Source organism: Rhodanobacter sp. C03 (assembly GCF_002001175.1).
GTDB lineage: Bacteria > Pseudomonadota > Gammaproteobacteria > Xanthomonadales > Rhodanobacteraceae > Rhodanobacter.
The window spans coordinates 394,673-411,970 of record NZ_MUNT01000006.1; the positions used below are offsets into that span (position 1 = coordinate 394,673).

The window sequence follows — 17,298 nt, forward strand, 5'->3', positions numbered from 1 at the left end:
AAAGACAATAATGCATTGAAATGAAAGACGAAATTTCCGAAACCTCAAGTAAATTCTCGACCACCGACGTGCAGTACATGCAGCGCGCACTGCAGCTCGCCGCGCATGCGCGCGACGCCGAGAACGAGGTGCCAGTCGGTGCCGTGCTGGTGCTGGACGGAGAGATCGTCGGTCTGGGCTGGAACCGCAACATCACTCTGCACGACCCGACCGCGCACGCCGAGATAATGGCGATGCGAGCCGCTGGCGAAAAATTGACCAATCATCGTCTGTCCGGCGCCACGCTCTACGTCACGCTGGAGCCTTGCGCGATGTGCGCGATGGCGATGATCCACGCCCGTCTCGGTCGTGTGGTCTATGCTGCTTCGGACCCCAAGACTGGTGCAGCCGGCAGCGTGTTCAACACCCTGATCGACGAGCGTCACAACCATCGCATCGAGGTGCAGGGCGATTTGCTGGCCGAAGAATCGTCGGCCATGTTGCGGGAATTCTTCCGTTCGCGTCGTTGATGCAATTGGTGCTTGTTACTGCCAGTCGGAGATAACCGAATGATGATCGGTTGGCAGATGTCATGAGCTCTTCGCACGGCGCCCCACTTACCACAGCAGCTTGCTCCACGCGTCCTAACCTGAGGTGACATACCGCCTTTCACCGGTAGTGGACTCTTGCGGCTGCCAGGACATCGGCTAGCTGGGTAGTGTCTGCCTTCGACCCCTTGCAGTCGGTTGCGAACGGCTGCTTTCGGGTGGACCCGTCTTCAACTTTCCGGTTCAGTGGCGGCGCGGCAGCACCCAAGTCTCTTACGGTGTGGTTAGGCCACTTGGGCGGGTGCTAGGAATATTTGTAGCACTCGCCATGTTGCCATCGTGAAAGCGATGAGGTAACCGGACAATGAGGATCACACCCCACCCACCGGGGCCTACAAGGCTGCGGTTGCCTAGGGGATGCGGGAAGTAGGGCTGTGCCTTGAAATCATCGAAGTCTCAACCGATGAGAAAGAAATACTTCACTATCGTTACCGAACCCGGGGATACCCTCCAATTTCCGGTCGCTAACAGGAGACGGATATGTTCAAGGTAATCGGTGCTTTGGTGGTCTATGGGTTTGCCCTTCTCGGTTTGGCGCGATACCTTGAGAGCTTGCATTCAAATGACTGGCCAACTGACAAGGATGCTTCGTGAAGCGATACGTCATCGAAGCCTACGATATGCATCGGCAGAAAGTGGCTCGGCGGGAACGCGCGAACCAGCAATGCGGAACCGATGGTTGAGGCTCCGGATCCGGCCGCCGAGTGAGCGAACTTTTTTGAGTTGAATCAACACAAACACAGGATGGTGTATGTCCAGCTACAAGATCTCGTATGTCTATCGGAAACCCGGCTCAACCGGTGGCACGTCCACTTCGTATACAGCCAAGGCTACGACCGAGCGCACGGCGCTTGAAATCGTCAAAGGTCGCCACCCTGGCTTCGAGATTGTTGTCCGGTCTACCATTAAAATTTCCTAGGGGTGGATGCCATGGACACGAGTCCAAAAAATTGGCAGCCCTTGTTCGCGGTTGTGCCAGATGAAGCGCTCAGGATGTGTCAACCACAGGTATCAGGATGCTGTTGTCGCGCTTGCAATGCGTGACGGAAGCCACACCCTTCTGGACGTGCCAAATCAACGCAGTGTTGGAGATCGATGTCATTCCCACATGAGGGTTCGCGCGTGCGCACCTTTTATCTCTTCATGCGACGTCCAGTTCCCCCTTCTGCCATCGCAAATAGAGCGGCTGCGGATCATCATCGCTCAAGAGCGCAGTACTCGTGGCTCTCCAAATTTGTATGATTTCAACGTGCGTCGATGGCTCGAAGAGTTGCGCGATCGGAGTGAATACGACGACTCTGCCGCTTGCCTTGATGATTAAGCTGCGTATTCGAGCCATTCTGGGGGCGATGCGCAACAATGAAGCCGATGGTGGGTGGGAGGCCTCTTTCGTATCCGGCAGGAAGTGGGCGCTGCGGGCAGTAATGCAGAACGAGACCGGCGCGCTGCTCTCGACAGTGCTGGATCGGCTTTACGTACTACGCAATCAGTTGATCCACGGTGTGGCGGTTGGGGTGGTGCCACCAACCGGGTGCAGGTGAAGGACGGCGTCGCGATTCTCGACGTGTTGCTGCCGATGCTCATCGAGCTGATGATGCATGGCGAAAGGGAATATTTCGACGCGATCGCCTACCCAGTGGTTTGAGTCTTCTGCAACGCTTCATCTGGCGTATTTCTTCAATAAAAGTTCGATCAGCTACAAGCAGTGCCGCCGAACTTCATCGAACAGGCGGGAACACCACGGAAACATCGGGTAATGGCTTGACCTGCTGTAGGATTAAGGTGGAAAAAGCGGTGCACAGGGAAGCTGAAGATCTCGTGCATATTATCGAATCAGGGCACTACTGAAGCATTATGGCTCATATGGACAACTCATCGCTTTGGATAGCAATGGCTGGCCTTGCGGCAACAAACATTGCGAGCGGGATTGGCTTCTACTTCACCTATAAGTCTCAGCGCTCGCCGCTACGACAACAATTACACGCGAAGCAGATTGAGGTACTTATCGATTTTTCGATAGGTGCGACAAGGCTGCAAAAAATTGCCGCAGCCCTGCAAGAGGGCTCCAAGCTCAGCAAAGAAGATCAGCATTCGCTTGACGAACATTGGGACGAGGTATCACAACGTCTGCTGGATATCGTCCAAATGGGAGCTGTCGTACTGCCGTCTGATCTTTATTCCACCATGACGGCATTTCGAGCTTGCGCTGAGGCCTACGAAATTGCCATCGTTAAAGGTGTCAACGTAGGAAAAGCGTACTACGATCTCATGGGAGCATCCGCGCATGTCACCATGCTCAGCCGCGAACTCGTTGGTGCGGACACCTTGAGCGTTGAATCTCTTAAACTGCATAACCGTGGTGGCTACGGCCGAATGCAGAAAATTGGTCGCGTCGCTCTAGCACGTGTTTCACGAGCACTTTGGACTCAATCACGCCGAACTGATCGGCGAGATGAGCCCTAACACTCATCCAAGCGGACGCCTCCGGCGCCGCTTAATTCATGCGTTAGGCGGCACACGAACCATCAGGGGGAAAATTCTTGAAAGCAATATTTGATCCATCACAACGTCTCATTCTGCTTGTAGCCTCTCGCCAGAAGCTAGAGGAAATGACAGCCAATGCGGAAATTGGACCGACTATAAATAATGCAATTGACTCGTACTGGGGCGGATGGCTCCCAAAATTGGCTCGAGATTATTATAGGAAAAGCGAGGTTAAAACTCTCAAGAAGCTTTCGGATATTGAATTGCACGAGCAATTTAACCGTAGCATGGATTTGGGGTTTCCTACTGCGTGGTGCAGTCCGATTGAAGCAAAACAAACTTTTGACTTTGGCGTCGGGCATATACCAAGCGATGGAACGCTTTACCTCCAACACCCTATAAATAACCAATCCTATATTCCACCTAATGAGTTTTCCCGCTCAATATGCTCAGAGAAGGAGGCTGCCTTTCTAAGGCTTGCTGCATCCCTCGGCGCCAAGTCGATTCAACTTACGTCCATTCAGACGAACGACACAAAAGGGGTATTTAGCAGCAAGCTAAAAGCTCCAGAGGTAGCAGCCGATCTTGGTTTTCGTGCGAGGTTCGATAAAAGTGGCAATGTGATAAAAGAAGTAGTGAAGGAATTTAACAGACCAACCTTCGCTAAGCCTTACATTCCCGAACAACTTGCAGGCTGGGTGAACTTCGACCCCGACCTGAGAACGATGGCCACTGACCGAATTGAAGCCAATGTGGCAAAGAGCAACGTAAAGTTGGAGTTCTCTCAGAGTTTAGGTTTGGGCGGGGAGCTTTCCGCAAAAATTGCGGACCGTGGAATATCCATGGGTGGGAAATTCAATTCAATGGCGCGATCAATTTGGTCATTTGAGGTTGAATATTTTGACTTGGGTGCCGCCTAACAGTCGTTAGACCAAAGGTCTTGTTTTTCCACATCGGGCTAGGAGGCCAATTGCAAGATCCTGTCCAGCCGGAGGCACGCAATCCGCCGTAGCAGGGTCGTGGTGTCGTGCTGTTTTCAAAGAGTTCTCAGGGGAAAAGCCAAACCCAAGCGCGACTTCGTCGCCCTGGATAGCTGCGGTGCTCAACGGTTTTCGAATGGCTGTTTTGCGGCGTGCATTTGCGGCAGCCGACGGGCTGCAGTTGGCCGAAGTCGGCCGGTCGACTCCCGCTGCCGGCGAGCGCGGCCAGCTCCACTGGCTGTTGTGGGCAGGTGGCTGGCGTTTCGCAGATGCGACAAACCGTTTGAAAGTTGTTGCCGTCGGAATCGATCCCTGAGCTGATTGCCAACAATGGTCACGGTGCTGTGGCGAGCTGGCTCTTGTTCCAGCCGACCAACTGCAATTGCGGCCCCACGGCGTAACGAAGTTCACCACTGTCTGACCGGCGTGTGGTCCGGTTTTTATGGTCACCGATGTTCCACTTATTTGTACGCCTTCGCGCCGCAGCCACTGGTCGGCGTGCTACACATCGTCCGCGGAGAACAGGATAGGTTCGTTACAGCGTCCGACCCCAGGACCGGTGCGCGGGCCAGCGTGTTCAACACCCTGATCGACGAGCGCCACAACCACCGTATTGAAGTGGCCGTGGCTTGCTCGCTGAGGAATCGGCCAGCCTGCTGGGCGACTTCTTCCGCGCCCGTCGCTGAGCTGCACCGTTACAAGAAAGCTAGCGCCTGCGCACAGGATTGCTCGACCTTGAGGCTCAGCAGGTGATCGGCGCGCGTACTGCCGATGTTCACCGCGGCGATCGGCTTGCCGGCCAGGGCTGCGGCATTCGCAAAGCGGTAGCCGGAATACACCATCAGCGACGAGCCAACCACCAGCATCGCGTCGGCATCGTGCAAGGCCTGCATGCCGACATCCACGCGCTCGCGCGGTACGTTCTCGCCAAAGAACACCACGTCCGGCTTCAGCAGGCCGGCGCAATGCGGGCAGGGCGGTACCTGGAAGTGCGAGAAATCCTGCCCGTCCAGATCCGCGTCGCCGTCCGGTGCATCCGCGGCATCAAGATCCGCCCAAGCCGGATTCAGCCGCAACAACGCGGTCTGGAAATCCGTGCGCAACATGCGTCGTTCGCAGCCCAGGCAGCGCACCTGATCCAGCCGTCCGTGCAGGTCGACCACGTTTTCGCTGCCGGCGGCCTGATGCAGCCGATCGACGTTCTGGGTCAGCAAAAGGGCTAGCTTGCCTCGTTGTTCCAGCCGGGCGAGAGCGTGATGGGTCGCATTAGGCTGGGCGCGTCCGAAGCGTCGCCAGCCGACCAGACTGCGTGCCCAGTAGCGCTGGCGCGTTGCCAGTTCGCCCACGAACGCCTGATAGGTCACCGGCTGCGGGCGCTTCCAGCCGCCGTTGGCGTCGCGGTAATCGGGAATGCCCGAATCCGTGCTGCAGCCGGCTCCAGTCAGCACGAACAGACGTCGGTGCGCCGCCACGAATTCGGGCAACGCCGTGGCGTTCGTCTGTATCTCGAGTGCTTGAAGTAGAAGGCCTGACATGCCGCTGTTATGGCATCCGTTTGCATGGATTGCCAGCGTGGGTCAGGGCGCGGTAGCGAGCTGGCTCGTATTCCGACCCACCAGTTGCAGCCGCAGACCCCACGGCGCCACGAAGTTCACCACCGTCTGACCGGCGTGCGGGCCGGACGTCGCGGTCATGGGCGAGCCGATCACATTGACGCCCTCATGTCGCAACCAGCGGTCGGCATGCGCGACATCGCCAGCAGAGAACGAAATCGGTTCGTTGCTGCGATTCGCTGAATGCCTCGAAGCAGAGAGGGAATTCGCTGCGTGATTATCGAACAGCTCGACGACATTGCCCGAATCGCAGAGCAGCAGTCGGGATGAAGGCACGCCGGCATGCTGGGATCCGGCCTCGGATGTCGTTGTGTTCACGGCAGTCAGGCCGATCGGCTCGCAGTCGAGGATATTGCGGAAGAACGCCGTGGCCTGCGCCAGGTCGGGCACGCCGATGCTCACATAACCGCTGTCATGAATGCTCGCGGCGCGACCACTGAAAGGCATGCTGGCCATGACCAACAGCAAGCCGCCAGCCAGCATTGAAAGAAAGGATTTGCACATGGCTCAGCACCAGTAACCGTACTGCAGACCTATATGGGCCTGGCGGGCAGCGGCTGAAGTGTCGCCGGGTGACCACCCTGTTTCCCTGCGCGAACAATCACCGTGGTGTCAACCTAAGCGGCAGGTGTCCCGTTGATTGTTCATTCTTAGAGACAGCGTGGTCGCGCGATGACGCTTTAGCCATGCCGTCGCGATCTCCATGTTTCTGGTGTATGCCGATCGGTGCGTGTTGTCTGATGACAGCGATGGATCCGATCACCCACCTTGCCACAGGATCGCCAGGATGAAGCGTCATCTCAATTCACTGCTGCAACGCAAACACACCGAATTCGAAGGTGCCAGAGACATGCATCACGCATCGCGGTTCAACGTTCCCCCCGAGACAGCCATCATCTCCTTGAAGGACGGCTATGACTGGCTGGCCATGATCAAGGATGCCCAGGCGTCTGTTCGACCGCACTGAAGGCGCCAACCCCGGATCAGCAGCATCCCGTCGCAGGGGCATTCTGCGAGGCGTGGCTTACGCAACAAATTGCGCCGCGAGCGGAGTAGGGTAGTCGCGACCGGTTAAAAGATTCAGTCGCAGGCGACGTTGCAAATCCAAGAAGGGGATGCGCTCGTGACGAATGAGATCATCGATTTCACGAGGTCGCCTTCTTGTTCGCATTGCCGAGATGGCTGCAGAGCAACGTTCTACGCACTCCCAGCTAGGGGAGCGTAACCATGAGCAGGGTACGAAGAGAGAGGGGATCTCTTTCGGCCGCTGCGATTATCGTCAGGCTCACCCCAAGAGAGCGAGAGATAGCTTCGCTTTGCAAGGGGCGCGCTGAAGTGGTGCGGCGGATCATCGCCACCTGCGTTCTTGCCGCAAACACTCTTTTCATTGCACCTGTTCGGGCACAGAACTCGCCGGCACCACCGATCAGCCCGTCCGGCCCGACACCGACGACGACAAATCAACAACCCCCTTCGACACTGCCAACGGTATCGGATGCCGTCAATCCGGCTGCAGCACTCGATTACGATGTGCAATACCCCCTGTTCGGCAACCTGACGTTCCGTCAGGACTTGCACGACGAGGGGATTGATCTGGCGGCGCATTACATCAACGAGACGATGTCGAATACGGCCGGGTACAAGGGAACTGGCACCGACTGGGCTCAACAGTTCGATATTGGCGCCAGCTTCGACCTCGGCAAACTCGGTGTTTGGTCGGATGCCATTGCGCGCTTTGCGATGTCGGATCGCACAGGACGCAGTACGGCAGCGGATTACACCGGCAGCTACTTCGCCTACCAGGAAATCTACGGGCAAGGCCAGAATACCCGCATCGACGAACTCAGCATCGAAAAGACCTTGCCCGCACAGGGTGTGGCCATCAAGGTCGGCTTCTACCCGCTGGGTAACGATTTCGGAACGCTGCCCTACGTATGCAACTTCGTCAACGTCGCGTTCTGTGGTCATCCGCAATCCCTGCCGACCAACAGTGGCTGGTCCGATGGCCCGGCGGGACGATGGGGTGGCCGCATCAAATGGCACATCACCGACAGCGTGACGCTGCAAGCCGGCGCCTTCGACGTCAATCCGCTGGTCACGCGGCGCCAGGATGGTTTCAAACTCAGCCTGACCGGTTCGACCGGCGTGCTCGTGCCCGTCGAACTTGGCTATCAGATCGGCAAGGATCCCTCCGACTACGCCGGCACCTACAAGATCGGCGCCTACTATGACTCCTCGAACACGCCGGATCTGGCGAATCCACACATGGCCGATGACGGGCGTTACGGGCTCTACGTGGAAGCCGCGCAGCAGGTGTTCAAGGCCGGCCCAGGCCTGCGCAACGGCCTTGCACTTTTCGCGATCTACACCATCAGCGATCAAGCCACGGCGAAATTCAAGGACTATGTCGAGGCGGGTTTGGCCTATCGCGGTTTGATTCCGGGTCGCGATCTCGACCTGCTCAGTCTTGGTTATGTGAGAGCAGACATAAATTCGCGCTTGCAGGCTCAGATGGCATTGACCGGCCAGCCTGTGCAGACCAGCGAAGAACTGCTCGAACTCAACTACACGATTCAAGTCCTCCCTTCGCTGACTTTTCGACCGGACGTGCAATACGACATTCGCCCTGGTGCCCTCTCGAACCGTCCCGACACATGGGTATTCGGTGCTCAAATCAAGCTGACTTTGTAAGTGAACCGCCCTTGGATCTGTCGAAGGAGATGTGTTCGTGACGAATGAACTCGAAGACGTGATGGCCAGTCATGATGTTCCCGCTGACCCTTCGCGGCGGCGCCTGCTGGCAGGCCTGTTGACCGCTTACACCGCTTCCCTGATTCCCTGGGCGCTGGCGCAACCGGCACCACATGCCGACCGCGGCGCATTTACGGCGCTCTCAGCGATCCTCGTCGGCCGACAGGCGCTGGATGCCACGCAGACGGCACGTCTCTACGATGCCCTCGTCGCCGACGATGCCCACTTTCCCGCCGATGTGCAGACCTTGCTGACGCTGATCAACCAGCGCCAGATCGACCCGCAGCAGTTGCAGAACGTGCTGGACACCGAACATTCGCCGTTGGCAAAGCTGCCGCGAAAAATCGTCGGTGCCTGGTACCTGGGCGTGGTCGGCAGTGATGAAGCAGCGCGCTGCATCGTTTACGAAACCGCGCTCAACGCGGTGGTCGTCGCGGATGTGCTGAAACCGCCGACCTATGCCTATGGCACGTACGCAAGCTGGGCGAACAAACCCATCTGAGGAGCAGGGCAGATGTCCGAACAACTATCGGCAGACATTGTCGTCATCGGCTCAGGCATTGTCGGCTCGCTGGCGGCACGCCGGCTCGCGCTGCAAGGTGCCTCTGTACTGATCCTGGAAGCCGGGCCGCGGCTGGATCGGGGCCGGGTTGTGGCCGCGTTCCGGAATTCGCCGATCAAGGGCAACTGGATGTCGCCGTATCCACCGTCGCCATGGGCGCCGCATCCGATCTATGTGCCCAAGGACAATGGCTATCTGAAGCAGGCTGGGCCGTATCCGTATCCGGCGGAATACATCCGGGCCGTCGGCGGCACCACCTGGCATTGGGCGGCGATGGCGTGGCGGCTGGTGCCGAATGACGTGCGCATCAAGAGTCTGTATGGCGTGGGTGTCGATTGGCCGATGAGCTACGAAGAGCTCGACCCCTGGTATCAGGAGGCCGAGGAACTCATCGGTGTTGCCGGTGCGCCGGACACGGGCTCGCCGCGCAACCAGCCGTTCCCGATGGAGCCGGTGGCCGAGCCCTGGTCGATGCGCCGTTTTCGCGAACGGCTCGCACCTGCCTATGCGGTCGTGGCCAATACCGTGGCACGCAACAGCCGCAGTTACGGCGGTCGCCCGGCCTGCGTCGGCAACAACAGCTGCCAGCCGATCTGCCCGGTCAACGCGCAATATCTTGGCATCAACGCGGTGGAAGCGGCCGAAGTCGCCGGTGCCAAGGTGGTCCCCAACGCCGTGGTGTATCGGATCGAGCATGACGCCAAGGGCCGCATCGCCGCGGTGCATTACTACGATCCCGACAAGGGCACGCATCGCGTTACCGGCAAGACCTTCATCCTGGCGGCGAACGGCATCGAGAGCCCGAAGCTGTTGCTGCTGTCGGCCAGTGACAAATACCCGAACGGACTGGCCAACAGTTCCGACATGGTCGGCCGCCATCTGATGGACCACCCCAGCACGTCGATCACGTTCTACGCCGACGAGGAGCTGTGGCTCGGCCGTGGTCCGCAGAGTCCGAGTTCCATCAACACGCTGCGCGATGGTGCCTTCCGTTCCGAACATGCACCGTACCGGTTGGACTTCACCAATATCTCGCAGGTACTCAGTGTCACCCAGGATCTGATCAAGGAGGGTGTATACGGCACGGAATTCGACAAGCAGCTGCGCTGGCGCGCGGCACACCAGGTCAGCGTCAAGAACGTACTGGAAGTGCTGCCTGATCCCGACAATCGCATCACGCTCAGTTCGGAAAAGGATGCCATGGGCATCCCGAAACCCGAGGCGCATTATTCGATCGGTGACTATACGCGCCGTGCCGCGGAGGTATCCAAAGCCGATTTCGCGCGCATCGCCGAACTGATGGGCGGCACTGGCCTGCGTTACAGCGCGGAGGGCAACTTCGCCAACAACCAGCACATCACTGGCACGATGAGCATGGGCAACGATCCGAAGAGTTCGGTCGTCGATGGTTTCGGCCGCACGCACGATCACGAGAACCTGTTTATCTGCAGCACCGGCGTGATGCCCACTGCCGCCACCATGAACTCGACACTGACCGGCATTGCCCTGGCACTGCGCACCGCCGGGCACATTCTGCCGAAACCAGCGAACGCGCATGCGGCCGTATCAAACGCCGAGCGCGAAGCGAGCCTGTCATGAAAAGGATGACTGGCCGACCCGTTCCACTCCTCGCGTTGATCTGCGTGTTCGCCGGCCTGTACGCGGGCACTGCCGCGGCGACCGACAGCGCGAACACTGAACTGCTCCAGCGCGGCCAGTATCTGGCGACCGCGGGCGATTGCGTGGCCTGTCACACCGCGCCCGGCGGCAAGCCGTTCGCGGGCGGGCTGCCGGTGCCGACACCGATCGGCACCATCATCGCCACCAACATCACGCCGTCGAAGACGGCCGGTATCGGCAACTACACGGAGCAGCAATTCAGTGATGCGCTTCGCCGTGGTATCCGTGCGGACGGCAAGCGGCTGTATCCGGCGATGCCGTACACCGCGTATGCGCAGATCAGCGACGACGACGTGCAGGCACTGTATGCCTGGTTCATGCATGGAGTGAGTCCCGTCGACACCGCACCGACGCCAACCCGACTGCCGTTTCCCTTCAACATCCGCTTGTCGATGGCGGCATGGAATCTGCTGTTTCTCGACAGCAAGCCGTTCACCCCCGATCCGGGCAAGAGCGCTGAATGGAACCGAGGTGCCTATCTGGTGCGCGGACTGGAGCATTGCAGCACCTGCCATACACCGCGCAACCTGCTGATGGCCGAACAGTCGTCGCACGCACTGGCCGGCGGTGAGGTTGGCACCTGGCATGCCCCCAACATCACCTCGGATGCCAACAGTGGCATCGGCGGCTGGAGTGCATCGGACCTGGTCGCGTACATGAAGCTCGGGCATGCCGCCGGCCGCGCACAAGCTGCCGGTCCGATGGCCGAGGCGGTCGACAACAGCCTGCAACATCTCACGGCCACAGACCTGCAGGCGATCGCCACCTATCTGAAAACCGTGCCCGCGCAACATGATCCGGCCGACACCCGCGCCGTCGATACCTGGGGCGCCGCGTCCAATGAGCTGGACAGCTTGCGCGGCGTGGCGTTGCCCAGCGATCCGAACAAGATGAGCGGCGCACAACTCTACGACGCTTACTGCGCTAGCTGTCACCAGGACAGCGGGCAGGGCAGCTTCGATGGTGGACTGCCGTCGCTGTTCCACAACACGGCGACCGGCCGAACCCATACCAATAATCTGGTGATGGTGATACTCGACGGCATCGACTGGCCAGCGGATGGCTCGGGTGTGCACATGCCGGGCTTCGCGCAGACATTGAGCGATCAGCAGGTCGCGACGCTGGGCTCGTATCTGCTCAAGCACTACGGCAATCCTGCCGCCGTGATCAGTGCCGATCAGGTGAAATCCCTGCGTGCCGGTGGTGCGCCGTCGCACCTGGTGCTGCTTGCACGACTAGCATTGATCGTGGTTTTGCTGGTGCTCGTCGCCATCATTGCCATGTTCATGCGCCGCAGGCGGCGGGAGGCAATCCAGGCAGAACATGACTAGCTCGGTCACATCGACACTTCCGGATCGTTCGTTGCCCACCAGAGACAGTTTTTTTCAAGGCCGGGATTCATGAAGCGAAAAAGTGACAATGCCCGACGGCGCATTCTTGGATGGCTCGTCGCCTCTGACGGGACATGGCAGGAAGATCGTGTCGTACGACAATCAAAACACCTGTTTGTCTTGTTGTTTTCACTCATCATGGTGCTGCCGATGACCGCATCCGCCAACGGAACGTCGACGCAGACTGACGAAAACCGCAAGACGGTCGTCGCCTTCTACGAGCAGTTCTTCAATCGACACGATCTCACTGCGGCCGATCGCTACATCGGCGACACCTACATCCAGCACAACCCCAACGTGCCAAACGGCCGCAAGGCATTCGTGGACGGATTCACCAAGGTCTTCGCACAATTTCCGCAGCGCCATAGCCGGATCGTGCGCGTGATCGCCGAGGGTGATCTGGTGGTATTGCACGTCGACCTGACCAAATCTGCCGATGATCGGGGCTCGGCCGTCGTCGATATCTTTCGACTGGAACATGGTCGCATCGTCGAGCACTGGGACGTGCAGCAAGCCATTCCAGAAAAGGCTGCAAACGACAACACGATGTTTTGATGCGCGAGGACAGCATCTGCAATCTGCAATATGTGATCCGTCCCGCCGGCACGTGAAAGATCCCCAATGCATTCGTCATCGGCCTCACCGCAAAGTTGACGTTCTGACCAACTAATCGACACGAATGCACCGGACGCTTGCCGGGATCCGGTACGGATGTGTCCTGCATCCAATGAACTACGGCACGGAGTCATGACATAGCGACTGGCGATCATCATGATCTTGCTGGTGCGTCGCCATCATTGCCATGTTCATGCGCCGCAGGCGGCGGGAGGCAGTGCAGGCGCGGCATGGCGAGCTCGATTTCGCGGATGATGCTTTATTTCTGAGCTACGTTGCTCGACCGTGCTGCGGTCCGGAAGCGACAGCTGCCAAGTACCGGCTTGTGCTATCTGGCAGTTTCAGGCCACGCCTGCGGCACCTTGCGGATGTCCTCAACCTGATACCCGAGCTGCTTCACGCGAGCCACCAGCGCGTCGTAGTCGGCCGGTGGAATGGTCGGCGTGCGCGCCATGATCCAGACGTAATCGCGCTTGTCGCGGGCGATGATCGTCTCGCTGTAGGTATCGTCGAGATAGGCCACCAGGTATTGCGCCTTGATCGGCCAGATCAGTTGTACGCCCCAGACTGCGTTGTTGGTGTTCGGTGTTACGAAACCCGTTGAATGGATGGTCTTTACCGGGTTGTCGAACGAACTCTTGCGGTAGCGGTACGAGGTGCCGATGCGTCCGTCGGGCTGCAGCGTATAAGTCTCGATGGCGTTATAAGCCTTCTTTTCCACGAACGAGGGTATCGCGGCGATCACGTACCAACTGCCCATGAAGCGGGGAAGGTCGACATGGGCGACGGGTTTGATCGGTGCCATGTCGCTCGCACAGCCGGTCGTGGCCACCATCGCGAGACCGCAAGCCAGCAGCAGTGATTTTGTGAGTTGCATTCGATGCTCCTGGCGCGTGGGCTGTCGTGCTTTGGAAGTGGATCCAAGGTCCATCAGGGACGCACGAACCGGTAGTGCGCGACCAGCCATTCCTGGCCATCGGCGTAGCCGAACAACTCCGCGCACGACATCCAGAACATGCGCCAGCGTTGGAACCACAGTGGCGCCGCCTTGGTGCCGTAAGCCTTGATCAGTGTGGCCATCACTCGATCCTTGCGCGCGTCCTGATTCGCGAGCCAGTGATTGGCGCTGCGTTGGTAATGCGTGCCGTCGACATGCCAGCGCTGCTCGATCTGCAGGTCGCGTTGGAACCAGAGCAGGGTGTCGGAGGCGGGCATCAGGCCGCCGGTGAAGAAATGCCTGCCCATCCAGTTGTCCTCGCCCGCGGTCTCGAACGGGTACATCAAGGTCTTGTGCGCAAAGATGTGCACGAAAAGCTTGCCGCCCGACCGCAGCCAGCTTGAGATGCGACCGAGAAGGATTTCGTAGTTGCGCATGTGCTCGAACATCTCGACCGACACGCAGCGATCGAACTGGGCGGCTTCCAGTTCGAGCTGGTTGACGTCCTGGGTAATCACGCACACGTTGAACAGGCCACGCTGGCGGCATTGCGCTTCGATGTGTTCGCGTTGCTGGTTTGAATTGGAGACGGCGACGATCTTCGCATTCGGATAGCGTTCGGCCATCCACAGCGTGAGCGAGCCCCAGCCGCAGCCGAGTTCGAGAATCCTCTGGCCGTCCGCCAGCTCGGCACGTACGCCATACAACTTGAGCATGGCCTCTTCGGCCTGGTCCAGTGACTCATCCCCACGCGGGTAGTAGCAGCCCGAATACTTCAGGCGCTTACCAAGGCACAGCTCGAAGAAGGCCGGCGGCAGTTCGTAGTGCTGCGCATTGGCTGCATCCGTATGGATGGCCACCGGACTGTGCCGCAGCATGTCGATGCGCTCGGCAAAACGGGCGGCCTGCTGATCCAGTCCACCGGTCATTTCCTCGCGCAGGCGCTGCGCGCACATGCGTCGGATGCCCTGCCGCAAGAGGGCGTCAGGCAGGTGGCCACGCTCGGCCAGACCCAGCAACCCGCTGGCGGGGTGCTCTTGCGGCAGTTCGTCGCCGAGAGCGGCATAGGCATTCATGGTTCGATCCTCTTCGGAATCCAGGGAAACAGCATCGATGTGCTGCGTTGATAGGCGCGGTAGTCCTCACCGCGGCTGCGCAGCGCCTGCGTCTCGGTATACGGGATGCCGCTGATCCAGCGCAGGAACACATACATCACCGCCGGCCCCGACCAGGCCAGCCAAGCGATGGGCGAGCCAAGCGCAAGGCAGACGTAGGCGAACCAGTGGGTCCATTCGAAGAAATAGTTGGGATGACGCGAATAACGCCACAGGCCATCGCGACAGGTGCGCCCGTGATTGGCAGGATTTGTTCGAAAGCGTGCAAGTTGACGGTCGGCAATCGATTCACCGATCACGCTGATCAGCCAGATCAAGATCGCTGCGAGCACCCACGGGCTGAATCCGCCGGGATTGCGTGCCACCGCAAGGAACGGCAGCGCGAACAGCACGATCAGGAATGCCTGGAACTGGAAGAACAGGAAGAACTTGAACTGATTGCCGTTCCAATGCGCGCGCAGATTCTGGTAACGGCCATCCTCCGGCTCGCCACGAACCCGTGTCCACAAATGCGCAGCGAGCCGCGCACCCCACAAGCCACCGAGCACGGCCAAGGTCGCGCGCGGCCACGCGGCACCATCGCCGAATACGGCAAGGAAAACCGCCGCACCGCCTACACCACTCGCCCACAGCACATCGACGATGCCCGCATTGGCGCGTGGGCGTTGCCACAGCCAGCCCAGGCTCATCATCAAGGCCGCCAGCACCCACAGGCAGGCCAACTGGATCCATGGATTCATGGTGCGTGACCTTGCAGGGAGATGGATACAGGAGCCGTCGTTGCTGTCCCGCGTCTGGCCAGCCATGCCAGTGCCGGCGTGGCCAGGCCCCAACCGATTCCCAGGCACAGCAAGCCACGCCAGCTGGGATCGGCAAAGGTCACTACATGCCAACCGCGTGCTGCGCTCAGGTAGGCGAGCGGTCCGCCGATGGCACCCAGCAATACCGCCAGCCAGAGGCGCGTCTGCAGATAGGCCAGCGATTGCGTGAAGGTCAGTGAAAAGGTGGCCCACAGCGCGAGAATCCATGCGGGCGCCATCGCTGCGGATGGCCACGATGCTGCATAGCTGGCCAATCCCGCTCTGATCAATCCGCCATCGAGCAGGAAACCCATCACGATGGCGGTCGCCATCAATGACAGATCGGCCTTGTAGTGGCGCGCGACACCCAGCTGACATGCTGCATACACCAGCATGCCGGCAACCCCCGGCCATGCCAGCCCGTGTTCGGCGCCGATCACGGCGCCGAACCAGACCAGCTGATAGCCGATGAGGCTGATCCAGAATTTCATGCAGGGATCCCGATCTCGGGCAGCAGGGCAGGTCGGCGGTTGCCAGGCTTGGCCAGCAGCAGATGCGCCACCCCGATCGAGCGTTCGCGGAAGCCGCCTTCGCAATACGCCAGGTAGAACTCCCACATGCGGATGAAGTGCTCGTCGAAACCCTGCGCGCGTACCTGCGACAACCGCGCCATGAAACGTTCGCGCCAGGCCTGCAAGGTGCGTGCATAGGACTCGCCAAAGTCCTCCAGCTGGACCAGCGCCAGATCGCTGCTGCGCGTCTTGGCGGCGAGCAACGCGTTGATCGATGGAATGAAGCTGCCGGGAAACACATGGCGTTTGATGAAGTCGACCGACTTCAAGGCCTGCGCGTAGCGATGGTCTTCGATCGTGATGGCCTGCAGCAGCGCCAGTCCATCGGGTTTCAGCAGCTGACCCAGCTGGCTGAAATACGTATCGAGGTAAGGCGCGCCAATCGCCTCGACCATCTCGATCGATACCAGCTTGTCGTATTGTCCATCCAGGTCACGATAATCTTTCAACAGCAGGGTGACACGATCGCTTATGCCGGCAGCGGTGACGCGTTCACTGGCCAGCGCATGCTGCTCGCGCGAGATCGTGGTGGTGGTGACATGGCAGCCATAATGCTGTGCCGCGTAGAGCGCGAAGCCGCCCCAGCCGGTGCCGATCTCGATCACGCGATCGGTCGGCTTCAGAGCGAGCTTGCGGCAGATGCGCTCCAACTTGCGCGTGGAGGCAGCCTCCAGCGTGTCATCGGCACCGGCCCAGATCGCCGAGGAATACATCAGGTCCGGCGACAGGAACAGTTCGAAGAAATCGTTGCCCAGATCGTAATGTGCAGCGATGTTGCGACGACTGCCAGTGCGTGTATTGCGCTGCAGGGCATGCCAGGCGCGCATCGCCATGCCGCCGAGCCGGGCCAGCCCGGTCTCCATGCCGTCAAGCAGTTCACGGTTGCGCACCAGCAACTGGATCAGGCCGACCAGATTGGTGCAGCGCCATTGCCCATCCATATAGGACTCACCGGCACCGACGCTGCCATTCGCGGCAACGGCCCGATAGAACGCGGGGTCGAGCACCTCGATGTGCACGGTGAGATCCGGGTGCTGCGTCGCCGGTGTGCCCAGCTCGATCGTACCCAGCGCATCCTGAAGCACGAGCCGGCCATGCTGCAGACCGGCCATCTGTGCGAGCAGGCGCTGGCGCAGGAAACGCGCACCTGCAGAGGGCGCCGTGGCATCAGTGGATTCAGCCACACCGGGTTTGACGATAGCGTTCATGCG

Annotated in this window: 18 protein-coding genes; 11 read left to right on the plus strand and 7 right to left on the minus strand. The window is 59.6% G+C overall.

Annotated elements, in window-relative coordinates:
- Window positions 1–20: 20 nt before the first annotated feature.
- The 5 genes from tadA (at window position 21) to B0E48_RS17530 (ending at window position 4,367) form a co-directional block, all read left to right on the plus strand.
- A complete protein-coding gene (tadA, locus tag B0E48_RS09975; protein ID WP_077517963.1) occupies window positions 21–509 on the plus strand; it encodes a tRNA adenosine(34) deaminase TadA in 489 nt (162 codons plus the stop codon).
- 1,361 nt (window positions 510–1,870) lie between these two features.
- Complete coding sequence (locus B0E48_RS09980; RefSeq protein WP_139350232.1) at window positions 1,871–2,128, plus strand: hypothetical protein; 258 nt, start codon at window positions 1,871–1,873, stop codon at window positions 2,126–2,128.
- 313 nt (window positions 2,129–2,441) lie between these two features.
- On the plus strand, window positions 2,442–3,050 hold the full coding sequence (locus B0E48_RS17525) for a hypothetical protein (protein ID WP_139350233.1): 609 nt from the start codon (window positions 2,442–2,444) through the stop codon (window positions 3,048–3,050).
- Between the two features lie 77 nt (window positions 3,051–3,127).
- Complete coding sequence (locus B0E48_RS09990) at window positions 3,128–3,991, plus strand: hypothetical protein (RefSeq protein WP_139350234.1); 864 nt, start codon at window positions 3,128–3,130, stop codon at window positions 3,989–3,991.
- A gap of 178 nt (window positions 3,992–4,169) precedes the next feature.
- Window positions 4,170–4,367 (plus strand): hypothetical protein, encoded by a 198-nt coding sequence (locus B0E48_RS17530; RefSeq protein WP_139350235.1) that lies wholly within the window; start codon window positions 4,170–4,172, stop codon window positions 4,365–4,367.
- 379 nt (window positions 4,368–4,746) lie between these two features.
- Here the strand turns inward: B0E48_RS17530 and B0E48_RS10000 are convergent, their stop codons facing one another.
- Both B0E48_RS10000 and B0E48_RS10005 read right to left on the minus strand, forming a co-directional pair.
- Window positions 4,747–5,586, minus strand: coding sequence for an NAD-dependent protein deacetylase (locus B0E48_RS10000; RefSeq protein ID WP_077517967.1), 840 nt, complete (start codon window positions 5,584–5,586; stop codon window positions 4,747–4,749).
- Between the two features lie 42 nt (window positions 5,587–5,628).
- Window positions 5,629–6,066: a VOC family protein gene (locus B0E48_RS10005; RefSeq protein ID WP_254423919.1), complete on the minus strand. Its 438-nt coding sequence runs from the start codon at window positions 6,064–6,066 to the stop codon at window positions 5,629–5,631.
- A 301-nt stretch (window positions 6,067–6,367) separates the two neighbouring features.
- Between B0E48_RS10005 and B0E48_RS10010 the strand changes: the two genes are divergently transcribed.
- From B0E48_RS10010 to B0E48_RS10035, 6 genes are all read left to right on the plus strand, one after another.
- On the plus strand, window positions 6,368–6,631 hold the full coding sequence (locus B0E48_RS10010) for a hypothetical protein (RefSeq protein ID WP_217317954.1): 264 nt from the start codon (window positions 6,368–6,370) through the stop codon (window positions 6,629–6,631).
- A 260-nt stretch (window positions 6,632–6,891) separates the two neighbouring features.
- Window positions 6,892–8,355, plus strand: a complete 1,464-nt coding sequence (locus tag B0E48_RS10015; protein ID WP_077517970.1) for a carbohydrate porin — start codon at window positions 6,892–6,894, stop codon at window positions 8,353–8,355.
- 37 nt (window positions 8,356–8,392) lie between these two features.
- On the plus strand, window positions 8,393–8,917 hold the full coding sequence (locus B0E48_RS10020) for a sorbitol dehydrogenase family protein (RefSeq protein WP_254423920.1): 525 nt from the start codon (window positions 8,393–8,395) through the stop codon (window positions 8,915–8,917).
- 12 nt (window positions 8,918–8,929) lie between these two features.
- The gene (locus tag B0E48_RS10025) at window positions 8,930–10,576 is read left to right on the plus strand and encodes a GMC family oxidoreductase (protein WP_077517971.1); all 1,647 of its coding nucleotides are present in this window, start codon (window positions 8,930–8,932) and stop codon (window positions 10,574–10,576) included.
- On the plus strand, window positions 10,573–11,988 hold the full coding sequence (locus B0E48_RS10030; RefSeq protein ID WP_254423921.1) for a cytochrome c: 1,416 nt from the start codon (window positions 10,573–10,575) through the stop codon (window positions 11,986–11,988). The genes B0E48_RS10025 and B0E48_RS10030 overlap by 4 nt, the downstream gene beginning before the upstream one ends.
- Window positions 11,989–12,057: 69 nt before the next feature.
- Window positions 12,058–12,603 carry a nuclear transport factor 2 family protein gene (locus B0E48_RS10035; protein WP_077517973.1) on the plus strand — a complete coding sequence of 182 codons (546 nt, stop codon included), beginning with the start codon at window positions 12,058–12,060 and terminating at the stop codon, window positions 12,601–12,603.
- A 388-nt stretch (window positions 12,604–12,991) separates the two neighbouring features.
- On the opposite strand, the gene B0E48_RS10040 is transcribed toward B0E48_RS10035, so the two are convergent.
- The 5 genes from B0E48_RS10040 to B0E48_RS10060 are packed head-to-tail and all read right to left on the minus strand — an operon-like array spanning window position 12,992 to window position 17,295.
- Window positions 12,992–13,540 carry a lipocalin family protein gene (locus B0E48_RS10040; protein WP_077517974.1) on the minus strand — a complete coding sequence of 183 codons (549 nt, stop codon included), beginning with the start codon at window positions 13,538–13,540 and terminating at the stop codon, window positions 12,992–12,994.
- 53 nt (window positions 13,541–13,593) lie between these two features.
- A complete protein-coding gene (locus B0E48_RS10045; protein ID WP_077517975.1) occupies window positions 13,594–14,676 on the minus strand; it encodes a class I SAM-dependent methyltransferase in 1,083 nt (360 codons plus the stop codon).
- On the minus strand, window positions 14,673–15,455 hold the full coding sequence (locus B0E48_RS10050; protein WP_077517976.1) for a DUF1295 domain-containing protein: 783 nt from the start codon (window positions 15,453–15,455) through the stop codon (window positions 14,673–14,675). Before B0E48_RS10050 ends, B0E48_RS10045 begins: the two co-directional genes overlap by 4 nt.
- The gene (locus B0E48_RS10055) at window positions 15,452–16,006 is read right to left on the minus strand and encodes a DUF2878 domain-containing protein (RefSeq protein ID WP_077517977.1); all 555 of its coding nucleotides are present in this window, start codon (window positions 16,004–16,006) and stop codon (window positions 15,452–15,454) included. Before B0E48_RS10055 ends, B0E48_RS10050 begins: the two co-directional genes overlap by 4 nt.
- The gene (locus tag B0E48_RS10060) at window positions 16,003–17,295 is read right to left on the minus strand and encodes a cyclopropane-fatty-acyl-phospholipid synthase family protein (protein ID WP_077517978.1); all 1,293 of its coding nucleotides are present in this window, start codon (window positions 17,293–17,295) and stop codon (window positions 16,003–16,005) included. Before B0E48_RS10060 ends, B0E48_RS10055 begins: the two co-directional genes overlap by 4 nt.
- Between the last annotated feature and the right edge of the window lie 3 nt (window positions 17,296–17,298).

Excerpts from the sequence above, each read along its gene's own strand:
- tadA (WP_077517963.1), top strand. The coding sequence starts at position 21 with ATGAAAGACGAAATTTCCGAAACCTCAAGTAAATTCTCGACCACCGAC.
- B0E48_RS17525 (WP_139350233.1), top strand. The coding sequence starts at position 2,442 with ATGGCTCATATGGACAACTCATCGCTTTGGATAGCAATGGCTGGCCTT.
- B0E48_RS10000 (WP_077517967.1), bottom strand. The coding sequence starts at position 5,586 with ATGTCAGGCCTTCTACTTCAAGCACTCGAGATACAGACGAACGCCACG.
- B0E48_RS10010 (WP_217317954.1), top strand. The coding sequence starts at position 6,368 with ATGTTTCTGGTGTATGCCGATCGGTGCGTGTTGTCTGATGACAGCGAT.
- B0E48_RS10015 (WP_077517970.1), top strand. The coding sequence starts at position 6,892 with ATGAGCAGGGTACGAAGAGAGAGGGGATCTCTTTCGGCCGCTGCGATT.
- B0E48_RS10025 (WP_077517971.1), top strand. The coding sequence starts at position 8,930 with ATGTCCGAACAACTATCGGCAGACATTGTCGTCATCGGCTCAGGCATT.
- B0E48_RS10030 (WP_254423921.1), top strand. The coding sequence starts at position 10,573 with ATGAAAAGGATGACTGGCCGACCCGTTCCACTCCTCGCGTTGATCTGC.
- B0E48_RS10035 (WP_077517973.1), top strand. The coding sequence starts at position 12,058 with ATGAAGCGAAAAAGTGACAATGCCCGACGGCGCATTCTTGGATGGCTC.
- B0E48_RS10040 (WP_077517974.1), bottom strand. The coding sequence starts at position 13,540 with ATGCAACTCACAAAATCACTGCTGCTGGCTTGCGGTCTCGCGATGGTG.
- B0E48_RS10045 (WP_077517975.1), bottom strand. The coding sequence starts at position 14,676 with ATGAATGCCTATGCCGCTCTCGGCGACGAACTGCCGCAAGAGCACCCC.
- B0E48_RS10050 (WP_077517976.1), bottom strand. The coding sequence starts at position 15,455 with ATGAATCCATGGATCCAGTTGGCCTGCCTGTGGGTGCTGGCGGCCTTG.
- B0E48_RS10055 (WP_077517977.1), bottom strand. The coding sequence starts at position 16,006 with ATGAAATTCTGGATCAGCCTCATCGGCTATCAGCTGGTCTGGTTCGGC.
- B0E48_RS10060 (WP_077517978.1), bottom strand. The coding sequence starts at position 17,295 with ATGAACGCTATCGTCAAACCCGGTGTGGCTGAATCCACTGATGCCACG.